Source organism: Xanthomonas sp. 3058 (genome assembly GCF_014199765.1).
Lineage (GTDB): Bacteria > Pseudomonadota > Gammaproteobacteria > Xanthomonadales > Xanthomonadaceae > Xanthomonas > Xanthomonas campestris_B.
In genome coordinates this window covers 112,217-132,955 of record NZ_JACHOF010000002.1, presented here as the reverse complement: position 1 = coordinate 132,955, position 20,739 = coordinate 112,217, and the positions used below count along the sequence as shown (strand labels likewise).

Genomic DNA, 20,739 nt, shown 5'->3' with positions numbered 1-20,739 from the left:
TGCCAAGTGCTGCATCACCGCCTGCATGGCGCTGGCGCAACCTACAGGCGCGTCCGGGAAACGTGCGCGGAAGGACGGATGTCGGCGGTTAACTGCTGGCGTCGCTCAGTTGCCGCGCCCTGGACAAGGCATTGACCAATTCGTCGGCGAGATAGGGCTTGGTCAGAATGATGCCGCGTTCGAAACCGCTCGGGATGCTGGCACTGGCAACGCCGGTGGCGAGCACGAACGGAATCCCCTGTCCGGCCAACCGTCGCGCAACCGGCTCACTGGTCTCGCCGTTGCCCAGGCGATAGTCCAGCACTGCAATGTCGGGCGCGTCGGTATCGATCAACTGCAGCGCCTCTTGAACCTCGCCAACCGGTCCCATCACCACCGCACCCGCCTGGACGAGCTGCAATTCAAGCAGCATGGCATTCATGTCATCGTTTTCGACCACGAGTACCCGAACTCCACGCAACACCGACATTGCTTACTCCTTCACTTAAGTCCGCCAGTATATCGAGCCAGCCGGGCTGCGGCGCTGCAGACCTCGCTTGCAGCTGAATTCCTCAGGCGCATCACACTACTGTTCGTTTCGTTCACAAGTCGCTATACTGCGCGGCCACGCCGAAGTGGCGGAATCGGTAGACGCAGCGGATTCAAAATCCGCCGCCCTTAAAAGCGTGTGGGTTCGAGTCCCACCTTCGGCACCAAGATCCAGCAGTACACGCAAAGCCCTTCTGGCGAAATCCAGAGGGGTTTTTGCTGTGTGCGATTCGAATCGCGGTGGGTTGCAGCGCCCAGGCGGTCGAGTGCCCACGCGGATGTGCAAACACCTGGGTCGCTGTGGTGCGGTTGCCAGCTAGGTTGGCTTCGCGATTGATGCGTGCCGTGCCTGAGTTCTTCGTACGCTCTGTTGCCGCCAAGCGAGGGATCCTGCGTCCATGCGCTGCGCCTGGATGCAGGCTGCATATCGGGATCGGCATTCAACGGCCGCGCAAGGCACGCAGTCCTCACGCCGGGTGCGTACCGTGGACGTCTCCTTTCAAGCAGGTGGCCTTCATGGACTTTGATTCTGCGCAACAGCTGCGCATTCTTCGCGACATCCACGACACCAAGCCAGTAAGCGACGAAGAGGGCAATTGGGCGGTGCGCGCCGGCTACGCCACGCAGGCCGAGGATGGTGATATCGACCTTACGCACGAAGGCCGCAAGGCGCTGGATGACGAGCAGGCCTGAAGCTGCGCGTTGCGCGTGATCTGCGATGCAGGTAATGCGAGCGAGTAGGGGGATGAGTTGCGCAGTGGAGACACATCACAACAGGGCTGCGTTGTACGCATGCATGCGATCAGGCAAACGACGGATGCTGCAATCCCTGTCGCAGTAAAAACATCAGGCAAAAAAAACCTCGGCAATGCCGAGGTTTTTAGATGATTGGCGTCCCCACGGGGATTCGAACCCCGGTGTCCACCGTGAAAGGGTGGTGTCCTAGGCCTCTAGACGATGGGGACGCGTATCAAACCTGGTTGTAGATTCCTGACGGCCTATGTCCGGAATTTGGTGGAGCCAGGCGGGATCGAACCGCCGACCTCCTGCATGCCATGCAGGCGCTCTCCCAGCTGAGCTATGGCCCCACGATGCTGCGAGCCGGCAATCATAGCGGTATCGGCAGTGCTTGGGAAGGGAGTCTGCGTAAAAAAAGATTCGCATGATGCGTTCGCTTGTAACGACAGGCGTGCAGCCGTGCGCGTTGCGCGAAGAAGCTACCCGCGATCGGGAGAGCGCCGCGTTGATCTGGAACGGTCATGGCGCAATCCGGGTCGGCGGCGCACAGGCGCTGCCAATGATGTGGTGGTGCCGATCCCGGCGCGTGGCGTGATCGAATGGAGAGCGCCATGCGATTGCTGCGCAGCCGCGACACGCCTGCCTTGCGGGCAGAAAGGGGGCATTTACACAATAGGCTCGCATCGCTGCGGCGCTCTGTGTGTTGTCCCGTTGTCCCGTTTTCGCTTGCCAAGTAGCGAGGTGCGAGTGAGTGAACAACGATTTTCAGGGATGCGCGCGACTGTGTTCTCAGCAACGGGATGCCGCAAAGATGGAGGGCAGCGCTTGAGCGTGGCACGACCCCGGTCGATGCAAAAAAACACAAAAAAAAGCCCCGGCAATGCCGAGGCTTTTAGATGATTGGCGTCCCCACGGGGATTCGAACCCCGGTGTCCACCGTGAAAGGGTGGTGTCCTAGGCCTCTAGACGATGGGGACGCATATCAAAACCTGAGTTGTCTTCCTGACGGCCTAAGCCAGGAGTGGTGGAGCCAGGCGGGATCGAACCGCCGACCTCCTGCATGCCATGCAGGCGCTCTCCCAGCTGAGCTATGGCCCCACGAAACTGAGAACGAAATGATAGCGGCCTGTTAATGTTCGTGCAAGTGCTTTTTCATTCCGAATGAGACGGCGCGTGCTGCGCCGTCAGTTCACTTCACGCCATGCAGATCGCGCAGCTGCGTCTGCCGCGCGCCGAAATATGCGGCCAGATCGGCAATGTCCTGGTCGCTGAGCGCGGTCGCCTGCGCCGTCATCAGCGGGTGCTGGCGATCGCCGCTGCGATAGGCCTGCAAGGCGTGCGCAAGATAGTCGCCGTACTGGCCGCCGAGCTTGGGATAGCTTGGATCGATCGGCGCATTGCCGTCTGCGCCGTGGCAATCCACGCAGCTTTGGCCAGTGGCCTTGCCTTTTGCGTGGGCCAGTTTGTCGCCGGCGTCGGCGCGCCCGGACGGCAAGCCCGCCGACGAGCCGGAACCGTGCTCGCCACTGGCGTGGCCGGCATCGCCGGCAGAGTGATCGGTGGATTCAACTTGTGATTGAGAACAGGCCGCCATCATCAGGGCAGCGACCAGGACGATGGCTAGACGCGGAGCGTACAGGGCGTTCGGCATGTGGGCGCTTACTTGAGAGTGGACAGAAAGGCGGCGATGTCAGCGATGTCCTGCTCGGAGAAACTCTGCGCCTGCGCCTGCATGGTCGGATGCTTGCGCTTGCCCTGACGGTATTCGGTCAGCGCCTGGGTCAGATATTGGCTGGACTGGCCGCCGATCTTGGGAACGCGATAACTGGGGTAGGCGTTCTTGTACCCGGTGACACCGTGGCAGCCCTGGCAGGTGTAGGCGAGCAGACGACCATTGGACGGATTGCCGGTCGGTGCCGCAGACGCGGGGGACGCAGGGACAGCTGCGGCAGGCGGCGTGGCAGGTGCTGCAGGTGTGACTGACGGTGTCGCTGATGCGCCCCCAAACGGCAGGAAGACGACCAGAGCGAGACAAGCGGCGAGCGGCTGCGGGCGCATGGTTTCGTATCCGGAAGACTGATTGAGCGTCCGCACGTGGGGGCGTGACGGAACCGGTCCGAGTATGCCTGCGATTTGGCTTGGCGCAAACCAGGTGAATACGCGAAGTTGAACAGACCATGACCTTTGGCGCATTGGCAGCGTATGTATCCTGGTGGTCTACTTGCCTACAACACCTCTTGACGCATCCACTAGGACACGACGATGTCGCCACATGCCTTTTTGCCCGGTCGCAGCGGAACCTGCGTTGCGGCGTTGCTGATCACCACGACGCTGCTGTTGGGCGGATGCAAGACGGGAGACGGCGAGGCCAAGGCCGCCGAAGAAAAGAAGGCGGTGGATGCGGTGCCGGTGGAAATTGCCAAGGCCGCTCGGCGTGCAGTGGCCGCCAGCTATACCGGCACGGCGGCCCTGGAGCCGCGCGCCGAGGCGCAAGTGGTGGCCAAGACCTCCGGTGTTGCGTTGTCGGTGATGGTGGAGGAAGGGCAGAAAGTCGCCGCGGGCCAGGCGCTGGTACGGCTGGACCCGGACCGCGCGCATCTGGCGGTGGCGCAGAGCGAGGCGCAGCTGCGCAAGTTGGAAAACAGCTATCGCCGTGCCACGCAGCTGGTCGGCCAGCAGCTGGTCAGTGCTGCCGATGTCGATCAGCTCAAGTTCGATGTCGAAAACAGCCGCGCGCAGCACCGGCTGGCATCGCTGGAATTGTCCTACACCACCGTGCAGGCACCGATTTCCGGGGTGATTGCGTCGCGCTCGATCAAGACCGGCAACTTCGTGCAGATCAATACGCCGATCTTCCGCATCGTCGACGACTCGCAACTGGAAGCCACGCTCAATGTGCCCGAGCGCGAACTGGCCACGCTCAAATCCGGGCAGCCGGTGACCTTGCTCGCCGACGCGTTGCCGGGTCAACAGTTCATCGGCAAGGTGGATCGCATCGCACCGGTAGTGGACTCAGGCAGCGGTACGTTCCGGGTGATCTGTGCATTTGGCCAAGGTGCCGAGGCGCTGCAGCCAGGGATGTTCGGGCGCATCCGCATCGATTACGACCAGCGCAAGGATGCGTTGGTAATTCCGCGCCTGGCACTGCTGGACGATGGCGACCCGGCGGTGTTCGTGGTGCGCAACGGCAGGGCCAGCCGAGTGCCGGTGAAACTGGGCTATGCCGAAGGCCCGTGGCTGGAAGTACGGCAGGGCCTGAAGGAAGGCGATCAGGTGGTGACTGCCGGCAAGGTGGCGCTGCGCGATGGCACGGCGGTGCAGATCATCGGCCAGCCCGAGCGCAAGCCGGTGGCTGCGGCGGCACCGGCAGTCAGCGATGAGAAGCGCTCATGAGCGAGCACGGCAACGCGCACGGCCCCGTGCACGACCCGCATGCGCCGTTGCCGGGCAGCGGTGGCGGCTTGGTGGTCTTCGCCACGCGGCGACGGGTGACCATTGCGATGATCACCGTGACCATGCTGCTGTTCGGGCTGATCGCGCTGCGCAGTCTCAAGGTCAATCTATTGCCGGATCTGAGCTACCCCACGCTCACCGTGCGCACCGAATACACCGGCGCGGCGCCAGCGGAAATCGAAACGCTGGTGACCGAGCCGGTGGAAGAAGCGGTCGGCGTGGTCAAGAACCTGCGCAAGCTCAAGTCGATCTCGCGCACCGGGCAAAGCGATGTGGTGCTGGAGTTTGCCTGGGGCACCAACATGGACCAGGCCGGCCTGGAAGTGCGCGACAAGATGGAAGCCTTGTCGCTGCCGCTGGAAACCAAGCCGCCGGTGTTGCTGCGCTTCAATCCATCGACCGAGCCGATCATGCGGCTGGCGTTGTCGCCCAGGCAGGCGCCGGCCTCCGACAGCGATGCGATCCGCCAGCTCACCGGCTTGCGTCGTTATGCCGAAGAGGATCTGAAGAAGAAGCTCGAGCCGGTGGCCGGCGTGGCTGCGGTCAAGGTCGGCGGCGGGCTGGAAGACGAGATCCAGGTCGATATCGATCAACAGAAGCTCGCCCAGCTCAATCTTCCGATCGATAACGTAATCACCCGACTCAAGGAAGAGAACGTCAACATCTCCGGCGGGCGGCTGGAAGAAGGTTCGCAGCGCTATCTGGTGCGCACGGTCAACCAGTTCGTGGATCTGGACGAGATCCGCAACATGCTGGTGACCACGCAGAGCAGCAGCGGCAGCGCGGCGCAGGCGGCGATGCAGCAGATGTATGCGATCGCCGCGTCCACCGGGTCGCAGGCGGCATTGGCGGCGGCGGCCGAAGTGCAGAGCACCTCGTCTGCGTCCAGCAGCAGTATTGCCGGCGGCATGCCGGTGCGGCTGAAAGACGTGGCGCAGGTGCGCCAGGGCTACAAGGAGCGCGAGGCGATCATCCGCCTGGGCGGCAAGGAAGCGGTGGAGCTGGCGATCTACAAGGAGGGCGATGCCAATACCGTGTCCACGGCGGCCGCGCTGCGCAAGCGGCTGGAGCAATTGAAGGCGACGGTGCCGGGCGATGTGGAAATCACCACCATCGAGGATCAGTCGCACTTCATCGAGCATGCGATCAGCGACGTCAAAAAGGATGCGGTGATCGGCGGCGTGCTGGCGATCCTGATCATCTTCCTGTTCCTGCGCGATGGCTGGAGCACCTTCGTGATCAGCCTGTCGTTGCCGGTGTCGATCATCACCACGTTCTTCTTCATGGGCCAGTTGGGGCTGAGCCTCAACGTGATGTCGCTGGGCGGGCTGGCGTTGGCGACCGGCCTGGTGGTGGACGATTCGATCGTGGTGCTGGAAAGCATCGCCAAGGCGCGCGAGCGCGGCTTGAGCGTGCTGGATGCGGCGATTGCAGGTACCCGCGAAGTGAGCATGGCGGTGATGGCCTCCACGCTGACCACGATTGCGGTGTTCCTGCCGCTGGTGTTTGTCGAGGGCATCGCCGGGCAGCTGTTCCGCGATCAGGCGATGACCGTGGCGATTGCGATTGCGATCTCGCTGGTGGTGTCGATGACGCTGATTCCGATGTTGAGTTCGCTCAAGGGCGCACCGCCGATGGCGTTCCCGGACGAGCCTGGTCATCCGCAGTGGCAGCCGCAGCAGCGCTGGCTCAAACCGGTTGCAGCTGGCCGGCGCGGTGCCGGTGCGAGCGTGCGCTATGCGTTCTTCGGCGCTGCGTGGGCGGTGGTCAAGCTGTGGCGCGGCATCGCGCGGCTGGTGTCGCCGGTGATGCGCAAGGCCAGCGATCTGGCGATGGCGCCGTATGGCCGCGCCGAGCGTGGCTATCTGGCGATGCTGCCGGCAGCGTTGCGTCGGCCCGGTTTGGTGCTGGGACTGGCGGCGGCCGCGTTTATCTGCACGGTGTTGCTGGTGCCGATGCTGGGGGCTGACCTGATTCCGCAGCTGGCGCAGGACCGTTTCGAAATGACGGTGAAGCTGCCATCCGGCACGCCGTTGGCGCAGACCGATGCACTGGTGCGCGAGCTGCAGCTTGCGCACGACAAGGACCCAGGCATTGCTTCGTTGTATGGCGTCAGCGGTAGCGGCACGCGGCTGGATGCCAATCCCACCGAGAGTGGCGAGAACATCGGCAAGCTCACCGTGGTGATGGCTGGCGGCGGCAGCCCGGAAGTGGAAGCGGCGGCGACGCAGCGGCTGCGCAGCAGCATGGTCGATCATCCGGGGGCGCAGGTGGATTTCGCGCGGCCGGCGTTGTTCAGTTTTTCCACGCCGCTGGAAGTGGAGTTGCGTGGCCAGGATCTGGGCGAGCTGGAACGTGCCGGGCAGAAGTTGGCGGCGATGCTGCGCGCCAATGGCCACTACGCCGACGTCAAATCGACGGTGGAAGAAGGATTTCCGGAGATCCAGATCCGTTTCGATCAGGAGCGCGCCGGTGCGTTGGGGTTGACCACGCGCCAGATCGCCGATGTGATCGTCAAGAAGGTCCGCGGCGACGTGGCCACGCGCTACAGCTTCCGCGATCGCAAGATCGATGTGCTGGTGCGCGCGCAACACAGTGACCGCGCGAGTGTGGAGGCGATCCGGCAGCTGATCGTCAATCCGGGCAGCAGCCGACCGGTGCGCCTGGCCGCGGTGGCCGAGGTCGTGGCGACGACCGGGCCGAGCGAGATCCATCGCGCGGATCAGACCCGGGTGGCGATCGTGTCGGCCAGTCTGCATGGCATGGATCTGGGCGGTGCGGTGCGCGAGGTCGAGTCGATGGTGCGCAAGAATCCGCTGGCCGCCGGCGTAGGCATGCATATCGGCGGGCAGGGCGAAGAGCTGGCGCAGTCGGTGAAATCACTGTTGTTCGCCTTTGGTCTTGCGATTTTTCTGGTCTATCTGGTGATGGCCTCGCAGTTCGAATCGCTGCTGCATCCGTTCGTCATCCTGTTCACCATTCCGCTGGCAATGGTGGGTGCGGTGCTGGCCTTGCTGATGACCGGCAAGCCGGTGTCGGTGGTGGTGTTCATCGGGTTGATCCTGCTGGTGGGGCTGGTGACCAAGAACGCGATCATCCTGATCGACAAGGTCAACCAGCTGCGCGAGGAAGGCGTGCCCAAGCGCGAGGCCTTGATCGAAGGCGCACGTTCACGCTTGCGCCCGATCGTGATGACCACGTTGTGCACGCTGTTCGGCTTTCTGCCGCTGGCGGTGGCGATGGGCGAGGGCGCGGAGGTGCGCGCGCCGATGGCGATCACCGTGATCGGCGGGCTGCTGGTGTCCACGTTGCTGACCTTGCTGGTGATCCCGGTGGTGTACGACCTGCTGGATCGTCGCGCCGATGCGTATTACCTGGAGCGTGGCCGGCGCATGGCACGGCAGCAGGCGCAGGCTCGCGATAACACCGACGGACTGGAGGCGCTATGAGCGTTGCCGCCTTCAGTATCCGTCGCCCGGTCACCACCATCATGTGTTTCGTCTCGCTGGTGGTGGTGGGGCTGATCGCCGCGTTCCGGCTGCCGTTGGAGGCATTGCCGGATATTTCCGCACCGTTCCTGTTCGTGCAATTGCCGTACACCGGTTCGACCCCGGACGAGGTGGAGCGCAACCTGGTGCGGCCGGCCGAAGAAGCATTGGCGACGATGACCGGCATCAAACGCATGCGCTCGACCGCCACCGCCGACGGCGCCAATATCTTCATCGAGTTCTCCGACTGGGATCGCGACATCGCCATTGCTGCGTCGGACGCGCGCGAGCGGCTGGATGCCATCCGCGACGATTTTCCGGAAGATCTGCAGCGTTTCCACATTTACAAATGGTCCAGCAGCGACGATCCGGTGCTGAAGGTGCGCCTGGCCAGCCAGTCCGATCTGACCGGCGCATACGACATGCTCGACCGCGAGTTCAAGCGGCGCATCGAGCGTATTCCCGGCGTGGCGAAAGTCGAGATTGGCGGTGCGCCACCCAACGAAGTGGAGATCGCGATCGCGCCGGATCGACTCACCGCGCACGACCTCAGCCTCAACGACCTGAGCGAACGCCTGGGCAAGCTGAATTTTTCGGTCTCTGCCGGCCAGATCGACGACAACGGCCAGCGCATCCGCGTGCAGCCGATTGGCGAATTGCGCGATCTGCAGGAGCTGCGCGAGTTGGTGCTCAACGCCAAAGGGCTGCGGCTGGGGGATATCGCCGAGGTGCGGCTCAAGCCCGCGCGCATGAATTACGGTCGCCGCCTGGATGGGCGTCCGGCCATCGGGCTGGATATCTACAAGGAGCGCAGCGCCAACCTGGTGGATGTGTCCAAGGCAGCGTTGAAGGAAGTCGAGGACATCCGCGCCGAACCTGCGATGCGCGATGTGCAGATCAAGGTCATCGACAACCAGGGCAAGGCGGTGACCTCGTCGCTGGCGGAGCTGGCCGAAGCCGGTGCGGTGGGCCTGCTGCTGTCGATCACGGTGCTGTTCTTCTTCCTGCGGCATTGGCCATCGACGTTGATGGTGACGCTGGCGATTCCGATCTGCTTCGCGATCACGCTGGGCTTCATGTACTTCGTCGGCGTCACGCTCAACATCCTGACGATGATGGGCCTGCTGCTGGCGGTGGGCATGCTGGTCGACAACGCGGTGGTGGTGGTGGAAAGCATCTACCAGGAACGCGAGCGCATGCCCGGCCAACCGCAACTGGCGGCCTTGCTGGGCACGCGCAGCGTGGCGATCGCGCTCAGCGCCGGCACCTTGTGCCATTGCATCGTGTTCGTGCCGAACCTGTTCGGCGAGACCAACAACATCAGTATCTTCATGGCGCAGATCGCAATCACCATCTCGGTGTCGCTGCTGGCCTCGTGGCTGGTGGCGATCAGCCTGATTCCGATGTTGTCCGCGCGCATGAAGACACCGCCGATGGTGACTTCCGAACATGGCGTGATCGGGCGGCTGCAGCGCCGTTACGCCACGGTGTTGGCATGGACGCTGGCGCATCGCGGCTGGAGCGTGGCCGGCATCGTGTTGGTCATTGCGATCAGCCTGGTGCCGATGAAGTTGACCAAGGTGGACATGTTCGGCGGCGACGGCGGCAACGAGGCCTTCATCCAGTACCAGTGGAAAGGCTCGTACACGCATGAGCAGATGGGCGAGGAGGTCGGCCGGGTCGAACAGTACCTGCAAGCCAATCGCGACAAATACCACATCACCCAGATCTATTCGTGGTTCAGCGAAGTGGAAGGCGGCAGTAGCACCGTGACCTTCGACGCGAGCAAGGTCACCGACCTGCCGCCGTTGCTGGAGCAGATCCGCAAGGGGCTGCCGCGCTCGGCGCGCGTCGATTACAGCATCGGCAATCAGGGCAATGGCGGCAGCGGCAATCAAGGTGTACAGGTGCAATTGGTTGGCGATTCGACCAAGGCACTGCAGGCGTTGGCAGACGATGTGATCCCGCTGCTGGCGCAGCGCAAGGAATTGCGCGACGTGCATGTGGACACCGGCGATCGCACCAGCGAGTTGGCGATCCGGGTGGACCGCGAGCGCGCGGCAGCCTTCGGCTTCAGTGCCGAGCAGGTGGCCAGTTTCGTTGGCCTGGCATTGCGCGGCACGCCACTGCGCGAGTTCCGCCGTGGCGACAACGAAGTGCCGGTGTGGGTGCGGTTTGCCGGCGCCGAACAGAGCAAGCCCGAGGATCTGGCCAGTTTCACCGTCCGCGCCAAGGACGGCCGCAGCGTGCCGTTGCTCAGTCTGGTGGACGTGCAGATTCGCCCGGCCGCGACGCAGATAGGACGCACCAATCGCCAGACCACGCTGACCATCAAGGCCAACCTGGCCGACAAGGTGACCGTGCCCGAGGCACGTGCGGCAATGGAAAAACCACTCAAGGCGATGAATTTTCCGGCGGGTTACAGCTATACCTTCGACGGCGGTGATTATCAGGACGATGGCGAGGCGATGAAGCAGATGGTCTTCAACCTGGTGATCGCGCTGGTGATGATCTACGTGGTGATGGCCGCGGTGTTCGAGTCGTTGCTGTTTCCGGCGGCGATCATGAGCGGCGTGCTGTTTTCCATCTTCGGTGTGTTCTGGCTGTTCTGGATCAGCGGCACCTCGTTCGGCATCATGTCCTTCATCGGCATCCTGGTGCTGATGGGCGTGGTGGTGAACAACGGCATCGTGATGATCGAGCACATCAACAATCTGCGCCGCCGCGGCATGGGCCGCACGCAGGCGCTGGTGGAAGGCTCACGCGAGCGCTTGCGCCCGATCATGATGACGATGGGCACCGCCATCCTGGCGATGGTGCCGATCTCGCTGACCAGCACCACGATGTTCAGCGACGGCCCGCCGTACTTCCCGATGGCCCGCGCGATTGCGGGAGGGCTGGCGTTTTCAACCGTGGTGAGCCTGTTGTTCCTGCCGACGATCTACGCGATTCTCGATGATATGAGCAACGGCGCGGCAGCGCTGGTGCGACGTGCGCGTGGTGTGCCGAAGACGCCGCCAGCGAACGCTGTGTTGGAGTCTTGAGCAGTCAACAGCGCTGCGGTTTTCACGGCGTAAGGCATCTACCAATGTGCTGGAGCCTTGAATGACATAAGGCGCACAAAGCCCCTCTCCCGCCGCGGCGAAGAGGCACAGGCAGGAAGCACAGCATGCGCGCCATGGGCGCGCGTGCCGAAAGCGCGCGCTGGGGAGGCGCGGAGCTGGGGGAGGGCACGGGTCTCCGGGACTGCCAATCAAACGGCTGTCTGCCGCTGGCTTCGGTGCGGGCGACAGCGCGTCCGGGGACTGGCTCCTCGGCTCGGTCAGACATCCTGTCTGACTCGCCGCCGCGGCACATCCCTGTGCCGCTCTCCGCCAATCCCCGGCCACGCTGCCGCTTCGGCAAGTCGTTTCCGTGACTTTGAGCGACGAAAGACGGCAGCGCAGTCAGTGCTTGAATCTGGTACGTGCCAATCAACCGCCACGTTCGCTGCATGTCTTCTGGAACTGCGACTTCGTAGCTCTCAGGCAAACCGCCCTGACGCCAACTACGTGGAAGCGCACGGTTTTTTCCGCCGCTCTCAATCCGCCGCCTTCAAGAGGACGGCGAAGAGGCCTCTGCCTCATTAGGCGAGGCAAGGATCAACGCCTAGGTCGAGCATGCCTTGCGGTAATAATCGCTGCTCTCCGTTCCGCCAACACAGGAACTTTCGAAGAGTGGTCCGCAGGCGCCGGGGCAGGACCTTACACGACAATGATGTCGTGTAAGAGCCCCCCATGGATGGGTTCACGGCGTGTCCTGCCCCGGTGCCCGCGGACCGCTCCTGCGCACAGAATCAAGGCGCCAGCCAACCACGCTTTCCTCAACCCTCAACCAAAATCAAGGCGTCAGCAAACCGGGCTTTCCTCAATCAACATGAAAGCGCCAGCTGATCAGCCTTCCTCAGCCAACCAGCTTTCCCAAGCCACCCGGCTTTCCAAACACGCTGGATGCGGCCCGGAAATCAGCCCGCGCGCACCTGTCGGACAATCGCCGCGGCCTTGGCCGAGCTTTCCTTGACCTTGTCCCACTGGCCCTGGGCCAGCCAGTCCTTGGGCACCATCCACGAGCCGCCGATGCACAGCACGTTCGGCTGCGACAGGAACTCGGCCGCGTTGGCCTCGCTGATGCCGCCGGTGGGGCAGAGCTTGAGTTCGGACAGCGGACCGGCCAGGCCCTTGAGCATCTGCAGACCACCCACGGCAGTGGCCGGGAACAGCTTGCACACGCGGAAGCCCAGGCCCATCAGGGTCAGCAGTTCGGTCGGCGTGGCCGCGCCGGGTACGGCCGGGATCGGCGCATCGGCGAGCAGACGCGCCAACGGCGCCGGGGTGCCCGGGGTGACCAGGAAGTCCGCACCGGCATCCACCGACTGACGCAGCTGCAACTCGCTCAGCACGGTGCCGGCGCCGATCACGATGTTGGGCAGTTCGCGCTTGAGCATGGCCAGCGCTTCGATCGCGATCGGGGTGCGTAGGGTCAGCTCGATCGCGGGCAGGCCGCCTTCGAGCAGCGCATCGGCCACGCGGCGCGCCTGGTCCAGCGTGTCCACGGTGACCACCGGCAGGATGCCGGCGTCGCGCAGCAGCTGTTCGGCGGTGTTCTGGGTCTGGGCAATCGTCATTGCAACTCCGTTAGACGGCGACCGCCGGGCGGTCGCACAGAGGGAAGGGGATCAGGCGTCTTTTGACTCGTGCGGTGCCGCTGCGGCCGCTGCATCGGCGCCGAGCTCGTACTCGGCGTCGTAGCTCCACAATGCGCCGTCCGGATGGGTCGGGCCGCAGGAAATCGAGATCGCGCCCTGGTCGGCGGGGCCGACCACCTGGCGGTTGATGGCGAACAGGTTGCGCCCCAGGTCGTTGCCGGCCACCGCAGTGTTCGGCGCGACCTCGCGCGATGCCCATTCTTCGGCCGAGACCAGCACTTCCAACGTGCCGGCCTCGCCGTCCAGACGCACGATATCGCCTTCGCGCACGCGCCCGATCGGACCGCCACGTGCGGCTTCCGGCGTCATGTGGATGGCGGCCGGGAACTTGCCCGAGGCACCGGACAAACGGCCGTCGGTGACCAGCGCCACGCGCCGGCCCTGGTTCTGCAACAGGCCCAGCAGCGGCGCCATCGAATGCAGCTCCGGCATGCCGTTCGCGCGTGGGCCCTGGTAGCGCAGCACCACCACGAAATCGTGCGGCAGCACGCCGGCGGCATGCAGTTTATTGAGCACCTGCGGGGTATCGATCACCACCGCAGGCGCTTCGATCTTGCGGTGCTGCGGCTTGACCGCCGACAGCTTGATGAGCGAGCGGCCAAGGTTGCCGCGCAGCAAGCGCAGGCCGCCTTGCGATTCGAACGCATCACCGACCGGGCGTGCCACGCTGTCGTCGGCGGTGGTCGCGGTGCCGGGCACATAGACGACCTTGCCGTCCTGCAAACGCGGTTCATTGACATAGGCACGCATGCCGCCTTCGACCACGGTGGGCAGGTCGTCGTGCATGTAGCCGGCGTCCATCAACTCGCGGAACACGAACGCGGTGCCGCCAGCAGCCTGGAAGCGATTCACGTCGGCTTCGCCGTTGGGATAGATACGGGTCAGCAACGGTACGGTCTGCGAAATCAGATCCATGTCGTCCCAGGTCAGCACGATGCCGGCCGCACGTGCAACAGCGATCCAGTGGATGGTGTGGTTGGTCGAGCCGCCGGTGGCCATCAGTGCCACCACGGCGTTGACGATGGCGCGCTCATCGATCAGGCGACCGAACGGGCGGAAGTCCTGGCCCAATGCGGAGATCGCCAGCGCACGTTCGGTGCCGGAGCGGGTCAAGGCATCGCGCAGCGGCAGTTCCGGGTTGACGAACGAGGCGCCGGGCAGCTGCACGCCCATCGCTTCGAGCAACACCTGGTTGGAGTTGGCAGTGCCGTAGAAGGTGCAGGTGCCGGGCGAGTGATACGAGGACGACTCGGCCTCCAGCAACTCGGCGCGGGTGGCTTCGCCGGCGGCGTAGCGCTCGCGCACTTCGGCTTTCTGCTTGTTCGGGATGCCTGGCGTCATCGGGCCAGCAGGCATGAACAACGCCGGCAAATGCCCGAATGCCAGCGCGCCGATCAGCAGGCCCGGCACGATCTTGTCGCACACGCCCAGGTAGACCACGCTGTCGAACATGTCGTGGCTGAGACCGATCGCCGTGGCCTGGGCGATGTTGTCGCGCGAGAACAACGACAGCTCCATGCCCGCGCGGCCCTGGGTCACGCCATCGCACATGGCCGGCACGCCGCCGGCGACCTGCGCGGTGGCGCCGAGCGTGCGCGCTGTGTCGCGGATCAGCTGCGGGTAATGCTCGAACGGCTGGTGCGCCGACAGCATGTCGTTGTAGGCGGTGATGATGCCGAGGTTGGGCGTGGCCGCACCGCGCAGACGCGACTTGTCGGTCGGCTCGGACGCGGCGAAACCATGTGCAAGGTTGCCGCAGCTCAATCGGCTACGGAACGGACCCTCGCGCAGGGCGGCATCGAGACCGGCCAGATAAGCCGTGCGCGACGGCGCGCTGCGCTTGCGGATACGGTCGGTGACAGCTTGGATGTTCGGATGCAGGCTCATTGGCTACCGGCTATGAGAAACAGGGGGAAGAAAGGACGCATGCTGTGCTGTTTAAATCCCCGCACATGGATGTGCGGGCTCTTGCGAGGGACTCGCATTAAATCGGCTCTTGCGAGGGACTCGCATCAACGACTCGCATTCAAGCGCACCAATGCACCCGCAACTGCGGGCCGGGCTGTTGCAGCGCCACCCGGATCGGGTACTCGCTGATGTCCTCACCTGCCAATGCTGCCTGCAACACGTCCAGCTTCTGCTTGCCGCGCAGCAACAGCAGGCGGGTCGGGATCGGCGCGAGTCCGGCGGGCGTCAGGGTGATGCGCAATGGCCATTGATTCGACCCCGGGCAACCGGTCGCATCCAGCGATGCATAGGGTTGCGGGTTGGCGAGCGCCTTGGACAGATCGGTGGAACCGGGGAACAGCGAAGCAGTATGTCCGTCGCCACCCATGCCCAGCACTGCCAGGCAGGCCGGTTCGGCGTGGGTGGCCTGCAGATTGGCGGTGTGCACGCATTCGGGCAATTGCTTGCCCGGGCGCACCAGCGGGATGAAGGTCGCGGCCGGCGCGTGCGCAAGAAAACTCTGGTTCACCAGCCAGGCATTGCTGTCTTTATCCTGCGGCGAAAGCCAGCGCTCGTCGACCAGGCCCACTTCCACCCGCGACCAGTCCAGCGGACGGTGGGCGAGGGATTCGTAGACCGGCGCCGGCGTGGTGCCACCGGACAGCAGCATGCGCGCCTGACCGCGACGTGAGATCTCCTGCTCCAGCAGATCGACCATCTCGCCGGCCACCGCCTCGGTCCACTCGGCCGGATCTTCATAACGCACCAGCGTGATACGTGGGTTGTCCTGCAAGGTCATCGCTGTTCTCCCGGGTGCTGGCGTTGCGCATCCACTGCATAGGCGGCGGCGCCGAGCAGGCCGGCATGCGGATGCATGACCGCCAGCGATGGCACCCGCGACATGATCGCGGAGAAGCGGCCCTTGTGTTCGAAGCGCTGGCGAAATCCCGAGTGCTGCAGCGAATCCAGCACCTTCGGCACCAGCCCGCCGGTCAGGAACACGCCATCCCAGGCGCCCTGCATCAACACCATGTCGCCGGCGATCGCGCCGAAAATGGCGCAGAACAGGTCGATGGTGCGCGACGAACGCGGATCGCCTGCCGCCGCACGCGCGGTGATGTCCTTGGGCTGCAGCGGACCGGGGTCGACGCCGGCGATCTCGCTGAGCGCGCGATGGATATTGACCAGGCCGGGACCGCAGATCAGCCGCTCGTTGGAGACCCGGCCGAACTGTTCGGAGAGGATTTCCAGGATGCGGATTTCTTCCGGGGTGCCGGGCGGAAAGCTGACATGGCCGCCTTCGGTTTCCAGCGGGAAGCAGCGGCCGTTGCGTACGATCAGGCCGCCCACGCCCAGGCCGGTGCCCGGGCCGATCACGCCGTAGTTGCGCGGTTGATCGATCGGTGCCGGCCGCCAGCTGCTGCCGCCGACCTGCACCACGTCCTGCGGACGCAGCAGGCTGATCGCCATCGCTTGCGCGGCGAAATCGTTGATCAGATGCAGCGTGCTGAAGCCCAGCATGGCAGCGGTGCGCGAGCGCGAGATCACCCACGGATGATTGGTGATGCGCGCTTCGTCGCCATCCACGCGGCCGGCCACCGCAAACACGCCCTGGGTGGCCTGTACGCCGATCTGGTCGAGGTAATAGCGCGCTGCTTCGCCGAGCGAGCCGAAGTCCACCACCGCAAATTCGCGCGAGGTGTCATCCAGCAGCGGCACCGAGGCGTCGATGTCGGCCAGCGCAAAGCGCGCATTGGTGCCGCCGATATCGGCGACCAGCACCGGCTTGGAAGGAGCGGTCATGCGGTGTTTCCCTGTGCGTCGGTGGCCGGGGGAAGGAAGGGCGCCGCACTCTCGGGCCCCCAACTGCCGGCCGTATAGGGCTGCAGCGGCAACTGCGCGTCTTTCCAGGCATCGCTGACGCTGTCGATCCACGACCAGGCGGCCTTGACCTCGTCGTCGCGCACGAACAGCGCCGGGTTGCCGTTGAAGGCATCCACGAACAGGCGCTCATAGGCGATGCGGCGGTGCAGGCCGGTGGGGACCGACAATTCCAGTTCCAGCGGCTGCAGTTCGATCGCGCCCCATTCCGGGCCGGCCAGACTGCTCATCAGGCCGAGCTCGATGTTTTCCTGCGGCTGCAACTGGAACGTCAGGCGGTTGGGCACCGCGTTCTGGCGGTCCGGGCGCTCGAACAACCAATGCGTCACCGGCTTGAGCGTCACCACGATGCGGGTGGAGCGCTCGGCCAGGCGCTTGCCGGTGCACAGGTGGAACGGCACCCCGGCCCAGCGCCAGTTGTCGATATGCGCGGTCACCGCGACGAAGGTTTCCACGTCGCTGCCTTCCGGCGGGTGGTAGGCCTGCGCCGGCTGGCCGTTGATGCTGCCGGCGGTGTAGCGGCCGCGCACGCTGTCATGGGCGGCGTGTTCGGCTGTCATCGGGCGCAGGGCGCGCAGCACCTTGACCTTCTCATCGCGGATGCGGTCGGCTTCCAGCGAGGCCGGCGGCTCCATCGCCACCAGGCACAGCAACTGCAGGATATGGCTCTGCACCATGTCGCGCAGCGCGCCGGAGCGGGCGTAGTAGGCATCGCGGCCGTCCACGCCTTCGCTTTCGGCGACCAGGATCTGCACCGACTCGATGTAGGTACGGTTCCACACCGCTTCCAGCAGCGTGTTGCCGAAGCGCAGCGCGATCAGGTTCTGCACCGCCGCCTTGCCCAGGTAATGATCGAGGCGAAACACGCGGTCTTCGTCGATCAGCGCGCCGATCGACTGCAGGATCTCGCGGGCGCTGTCCGAGTCGTGGCCGATCGGCTTTTCCAGCATCAGCCGGTGCGGTGCGGCCAACGCGCCGCCCAGGGCCAGGCCCTGGCAGGTGCTGATGTACAGCCCCGGTGGAATCGCCAGATAGCTCACGATCTGGCGGCTGGCCAGCTCGCGCACCGCGTTGGCGACCGAGTCGGCATCGCGCAGGTCCACCGAGCGGTAGTCGACCCGCTGCAGCAGCGATTCGATTTGTTCAGGCTTGGCGATCGGCAGGGCTTCGGTCAGGCGCGGACGCAGCACCTCGCGAAAGCCGTCGGTGTCGTGCGGCGACAAGGCCAGCGCACGGATACGGAAGTTCTCCGGCAGCAGCCCGTCCACGAACAGCCGCAGCAGGGAAGGAAAGAGATAGCGCTGGGCGAGATCGCCGGTGGCGCCGAACAGGATCAGGGTGTCGTGCATGGACCGAGTTTCAGATTCTGGGGACATCGTTATCAGCGGCTTGGCGAAAGGGCGCCGGACAACCGGCGGTCGGTACGTCTGTTCCTGAGCGACACCTGCGTGCGCGCAGCGGAGGATGGGCGCGCGCGCCCAATCCCCGATTGTTGCAGCAACTGGCCGCAAGCGGTTAATGCCACGGCGGTGCGTCTGCCTGCGCGTGGCAGAATGCCTGGCTTGGCAAGGCAGGACGCGGCGCCTGGAACGGCGGCGTGGGTCGGTGGCGGCATGGTCCCTCCCGAGATCGATGTTGCCATGTGAAAACGATTACATGTCAGAATAAACCAACGCATTCGTTTGCAGGAGATTTCCTTGCAGGCACATGTGGCGTCACCGCCGTCGGGAGGGCCGAGGGCAGGGCGCACAACTTATGTTGAGGCCGAAAGATGGCGAAAGTGCAGTTGGAAGGTGTCCGCAAGGTCTACGAGAACGGCCAGGTCGCGGTGCAGGGGGCGAGCTTCGAAGTCGCCGACGGCGAGTTGATGGTGCTGGTCGGGCCATCCGGCTGCGGCAAGTCCACCCTGTTGCGCATGATCGCCGGACTCGAGGACATCAGCGCCGGCACGCTGAAGATCGGCGAGCGCGTGGTCAACGACGTGGCCCCGAAGGACCGCGACATCGCCATGGTCTTCCAGAGCTATGCGCTGTACCCGCACATGACCGTGGCCGAGAACCTGGCGTTCGGGCTCAAGCTGCGCGGCCATCCCAAGCACGTCATCGCCGAGCGGGTCAACAATGCCGCCGAGCTGCTGGGCCTGACCCCGATGCTCGACAAGCTGCCCAAGGCAATGTCCGGCGGCCAGCGTCAGCGTGTGGCCTTGGGCCGGGCGATGGTGCGCGAGTCGTCGGTGTTCCTGCTCGACGAGCCGCTGTCCAACCTGGACGCCAAGCTGCGCCACAGCGTGCGCACCGAGATCGCGCAGCTGCACCGCAAACTCGGCACCACGATGATCTACGTCACCCACGATCAGGTCGAGGCGATGACCCTCGGCCAGCGCATCGTGGTGCTCAAGGATGGCGTGATCCAGCAGATCGACAGCCCGATGGCGCTGTACGACCGCCCGGCCAACCTGTTCGTGGCCGGTTTCCTCGGCAGCCCGGCGATGAACGTGCTGCAGGGGCGGCTGGACGAGCAGGACGGGCTGCATCTGGTCATGGCCGATGGCTGGCGCGTGCCGCTGGGCACGGCGCGGGTCGATCGCAGCTGGTTCGGTCGTGAGGTGATCGTCGGCGTGCGCCCGGAGCATCTGCAGCCGTCGAGCGATGCGGCGCTGGGCTTCGAGGCACGTGTCGATGTGATCGAGCCGGTCGGCAACGAAATCTTCCTCAACCTCGACCGGGGCGGCCAGCCGCTGGTGATCCGGGTCGCGCCGCAGACATTGCCGGCGGTTGGCCAGCCGCTGCGCCTGGCGCTGCGCAGCGAGGCGCTGCATTTCTTCGACCCAGCCACCGGCGAGCGGCTGGAGCCGGTCTAGCGCTCCAGCCCGGGCACCATCGTGAGCAGGCGTGCGGTATGCGCGCCTGCCTGCAATGCCATGCCGGCGTCCAGCGTCAATTCCAGGGGCAGCACGGCCAATGCGAGGGTGCCTGCGACACTGACGACCGTGCCGACAGCTGCGCCGTCCAGCGAGACCGTGTCGCCTGCCTCGACGGCAGTGTCGATCTCCAGCAGCTGCATCGCGCGCTTGGCCTTGCCCAGGAAGTGCGTGCGCGCAACGATTTCCTGGCCCGGGTAGCAGCCTTTTTTCACGCTGAATGCGTGCAGGCGGTCCAATGCCAACTGTTGCGGTGTCCATTGCTCGCGTTGCGTAGCGGGCAGGCGCGCCAAGCCCAGTTGCAGATCTGCGCGGCGCCAGTCGGCATCGACGCTCGGCGACTGGACTGGGTCGGTCACTGCATCCGCAGCGCGCAGCACCAGCGTGCGCGGCAGGGCCGTGCTGCCCATATCCAGCTCGATACACTGCGTTCCGATATCGGCCTGCGCACCGTGTGCACGCCCAGGCGCCACGAATCCGCCATGCGCCGATCGCGTTGCCACGCCGATCTTGAGCTTGCGTCGAAACACGAAACGGCCGAGTTGCGCGGCGATCTCGGCCGCATTGCCGTCGGGCAACAGCATCAGCAGGTGTGTGTCGTCCTCACGCAGGAGTGCGAAGATGGCGATCACGCGCCCTTTCGCCGTCAACCACGCATTCCACTGCCACTGCCCGATCGCCAGCGCCTGTACGTCGTTGGCAAATTGCGCATGCGCGAACGCCACCGCATCCGTCCCGATCAAGTGGACGTATTGCATGTCGTGCAGGGAGCCAAAACCCTGGGGAATAAGATTCAGGTTGTCAGCCATGGAAGGGGAGGACTAAAATCGCAACGTTGTGAGACCACTATGATAGGCCATCCAACCCCCACCCCAGCGCAGGATTCCGAGACGCAGCCTTCCCCTCAGGAGCACATTCCCGAGAAGAAGCCACTGCCGAAGGAGATTGGTGGACGCGACGGCCCCGAGCCAACGCGCTACGGCGACTGGGAAAAAAATGGACGCTGCATCGATTTTTGAGCAGCTTTTAGCCACAGCGGC

Annotated in this window: 15 protein-coding genes and 5 tRNA genes; 7 read left to right on the top strand and 13 right to left on the bottom strand. The window is 64.7% G+C overall.

The genetic code is table 11. The features are described from left to right. Nucleotides 1–88 precede the first annotated feature (88 nt). On the bottom strand, nt 89–469 hold the full coding sequence (locus GGR61_RS04530) for a response regulator (RefSeq protein WP_184620597.1): 381 nt from the start codon (nt 467–469) through the stop codon (nt 89–91). 139 nt (nt 470–608) lie between these two features. On the opposite strand from GGR61_RS04530, the gene GGR61_RS04525 reads away from it, so the two are divergent. Further along, nucleotides 609–695: transfer RNA gene (locus GGR61_RS04525), tRNA-Leu, on the top strand. 349 nt (nt 696–1,044) lie between these two features. Then, entirely contained in the window at nt 1,045–1,221 is a 177-nt protein-coding gene (locus GGR61_RS04520; protein ID WP_184408167.1) for a hypothetical protein, read from the top strand. Nucleotides 1,222–1,417: 196 nt separating this feature from the next. Here the strand turns inward: GGR61_RS04520 and GGR61_RS04515 are convergent. The 6 genes from GGR61_RS04515 to GGR61_RS04490 form a co-directional block, all read right to left on the bottom strand. Beyond that, nucleotides 1,418–1,493 (bottom strand) — tRNA-Glu (locus GGR61_RS04515). A gap of 47 nt (nt 1,494–1,540) precedes the next feature. Further along, a tRNA-Ala gene (locus GGR61_RS04510) sits at nt 1,541–1,616 on the bottom strand. Between the two features lie 551 nt (nt 1,617–2,167). Next, nucleotides 2,168–2,243, bottom strand: a tRNA-Glu gene (locus GGR61_RS04505). 45 nt (nt 2,244–2,288) lie between these two features. Further along, nucleotides 2,289–2,364: transfer RNA gene (locus tag GGR61_RS04500), tRNA-Ala, on the bottom strand. A gap of 91 nt (nt 2,365–2,455) precedes the next feature. After that, nucleotides 2,456–2,917 (bottom strand): cytochrome c, encoded by a 462-nt coding sequence (locus GGR61_RS04495; RefSeq protein ID WP_184408169.1) that lies wholly within the window; start codon nt 2,915–2,917, stop codon nt 2,456–2,458. Between the two features lie 8 nt (nt 2,918–2,925). Next, complete coding sequence (locus tag GGR61_RS04490) at nt 2,926–3,324, bottom strand: cytochrome c (RefSeq protein ID WP_184620596.1); 399 nt, start codon at nt 3,322–3,324, stop codon at nt 2,926–2,928. A 204-nt stretch (nt 3,325–3,528) separates the two neighbouring features. Here GGR61_RS04490 and GGR61_RS04485 point away from each other — a divergent pair, with 204 nt between their 5' ends. The 3 genes from GGR61_RS04485 to GGR61_RS04475 are packed head-to-tail and all read left to right on the top strand — an operon-like array spanning nt 3,529 to nt 11,251. Further along, on the top strand, nt 3,529–4,659 hold the full coding sequence (locus GGR61_RS04485) for an efflux RND transporter periplasmic adaptor subunit (RefSeq protein ID WP_184620595.1): 1,131 nt from the start codon (nt 3,529–3,531) through the stop codon (nt 4,657–4,659). After that, entirely contained in the window at nt 4,656–8,168 is a 3,513-nt protein-coding gene (locus GGR61_RS04480; protein ID WP_184620594.1) for an efflux RND transporter permease subunit, read from the top strand. Before GGR61_RS04485 ends, GGR61_RS04480 begins: the two co-directional genes overlap by 4 nt. After that, complete coding sequence (locus GGR61_RS04475) at nt 8,165–11,251, top strand: efflux RND transporter permease subunit (RefSeq protein ID WP_184620593.1); 3,087 nt, start codon at nt 8,165–8,167, stop codon at nt 11,249–11,251. Before GGR61_RS04480 ends, GGR61_RS04475 begins: the two co-directional genes overlap by 4 nt. Nucleotides 11,252–12,210: 959 nt before the next feature. On the opposite strand, the gene GGR61_RS04470 is transcribed toward GGR61_RS04475, so the two are convergent. The 5 genes from GGR61_RS04470 to zwf form a co-directional block, all read right to left on the bottom strand. Further along, complete coding sequence (locus GGR61_RS04470) at nt 12,211–12,870, bottom strand: bifunctional 4-hydroxy-2-oxoglutarate aldolase/2-dehydro-3-deoxy-phosphogluconate aldolase (RefSeq protein ID WP_039815810.1); 660 nt, start codon at nt 12,868–12,870, stop codon at nt 12,211–12,213. Between the two features lie 51 nt (nt 12,871–12,921). Then, on the bottom strand, nt 12,922–14,838 hold the full coding sequence (edd, locus tag GGR61_RS04465; RefSeq protein ID WP_184408174.1) for a phosphogluconate dehydratase: 1,917 nt from the start codon (nt 14,836–14,838) through the stop codon (nt 12,922–12,924). Between the two features lie 139 nt (nt 14,839–14,977). Further along, nucleotides 14,978–15,697 (bottom strand): 6-phosphogluconolactonase, encoded by a 720-nt coding sequence (gene pgl, locus GGR61_RS04460; RefSeq protein ID WP_184408175.1) that lies wholly within the window; start codon nt 15,695–15,697, stop codon nt 14,978–14,980. Next, nucleotides 15,694–16,701 carry a glucokinase gene (gene glk, locus GGR61_RS04455; RefSeq protein ID WP_184408176.1) on the bottom strand — a complete coding sequence of 336 codons (1,008 nt, stop codon included), beginning with the start codon at nt 16,699–16,701 and terminating at the stop codon, nt 15,694–15,696. Before glk ends, pgl begins: the two co-directional genes overlap by 4 nt. Next, nucleotides 16,698–18,128 (bottom strand): glucose-6-phosphate dehydrogenase, encoded by a 1,431-nt coding sequence (zwf, locus tag GGR61_RS04450; RefSeq protein ID WP_184620592.1) that lies wholly within the window; start codon nt 18,126–18,128, stop codon nt 16,698–16,700. The genes glk and zwf overlap by 4 nt, the downstream gene beginning before the upstream one ends. Before the next feature lie 422 nt (nt 18,129–18,550). On the opposite strand from zwf, the gene ugpC reads away from it, so the two are divergent. Further along, nucleotides 18,551–19,639, top strand: a complete 1,089-nt coding sequence (gene ugpC / locus GGR61_RS04445) for a sn-glycerol-3-phosphate ABC transporter ATP-binding protein UgpC (protein ID WP_184408178.1) — start codon at nt 18,551–18,553, stop codon at nt 19,637–19,639. Here the strand turns inward: ugpC and GGR61_RS04440 are convergent. Then, nucleotides 19,636–20,508 carry a folate-binding protein YgfZ gene (locus GGR61_RS04440; RefSeq protein ID WP_184620591.1) on the bottom strand — a complete coding sequence of 291 codons (873 nt, stop codon included), beginning with the start codon at nt 20,506–20,508 and terminating at the stop codon, nt 19,636–19,638. The genes ugpC and GGR61_RS04440 overlap by 4 nt on opposite strands. On the opposite strand from GGR61_RS04440, the gene GGR61_RS21345 reads away from it, so the two are divergent. Then, a complete protein-coding gene (locus tag GGR61_RS21345; protein WP_326520616.1) occupies nt 20,410–20,718 on the top strand; it encodes a DUF1674 domain-containing protein in 309 nt (102 codons plus the stop codon). The two genes, GGR61_RS04440 and GGR61_RS21345, sit on opposite strands and share 99 nt — an antisense overlap. Nucleotides 20,719–20,739 lie beyond the last annotated feature (21 nt).

Coding starts and splice junctions, on each gene's coding strand:
- GGR61_RS04530 (WP_184620597.1), bottom strand. CDS start 469: ATGTCGGTGTTGCGTGGAGTTCGGGTACTCGTGGTCGAAAACGATGAC.
- GGR61_RS04520 (WP_184408167.1), top strand. CDS start 1,045: ATGGACTTTGATTCTGCGCAACAGCTGCGCATTCTTCGCGACATCCAC.
- GGR61_RS04495 (WP_184408169.1), bottom strand. CDS start 2,917: ATGCCGAACGCCCTGTACGCTCCGCGTCTAGCCATCGTCCTGGTCGCT.
- GGR61_RS04490 (WP_184620596.1), bottom strand. CDS start 3,324: ATGCGCCCGCAGCCGCTCGCCGCTTGTCTCGCTCTGGTCGTCTTCCTG.
- GGR61_RS04485 (WP_184620595.1), top strand. CDS start 3,529: ATGTCGCCACATGCCTTTTTGCCCGGTCGCAGCGGAACCTGCGTTGCG.
- GGR61_RS04480 (WP_184620594.1), top strand. CDS start 4,656: ATGAGCGAGCACGGCAACGCGCACGGCCCCGTGCACGACCCGCATGCG.
- GGR61_RS04475 (WP_184620593.1), top strand. CDS start 8,165: ATGAGCGTTGCCGCCTTCAGTATCCGTCGCCCGGTCACCACCATCATG.
- GGR61_RS04470 (WP_039815810.1), bottom strand. CDS start 12,870: ATGACGATTGCCCAGACCCAGAACACCGCCGAACAGCTGCTGCGCGAC.
- edd (WP_184408174.1), bottom strand. CDS start 14,838: ATGAGCCTGCATCCGAACATCCAAGCTGTCACCGACCGTATCCGCAAG.
- pgl (WP_184408175.1), bottom strand. CDS start 15,697: ATGACCTTGCAGGACAACCCACGTATCACGCTGGTGCGTTATGAAGAT.
- glk (WP_184408176.1), bottom strand. CDS start 16,701: ATGACCGCTCCTTCCAAGCCGGTGCTGGTCGCCGATATCGGCGGCACC.
- zwf (WP_184620592.1), bottom strand. CDS start 18,128: ATGCACGACACCCTGATCCTGTTCGGCGCCACCGGCGATCTCGCCCAG.
- ugpC (WP_184408178.1), top strand. CDS start 18,551: ATGGCGAAAGTGCAGTTGGAAGGTGTCCGCAAGGTCTACGAGAACGGC.
- GGR61_RS21345 (WP_326520616.1), top strand. CDS start 20,410: ATGCGCGAACGCCACCGCATCCGTCCCGATCAAGTGGACGTATTGCAT.
- GGR61_RS04440 (WP_184620591.1), bottom strand. CDS start 20,508: ATGGCTGACAACCTGAATCTTATTCCCCAGGGTTTTGGCTCCCTGCAC.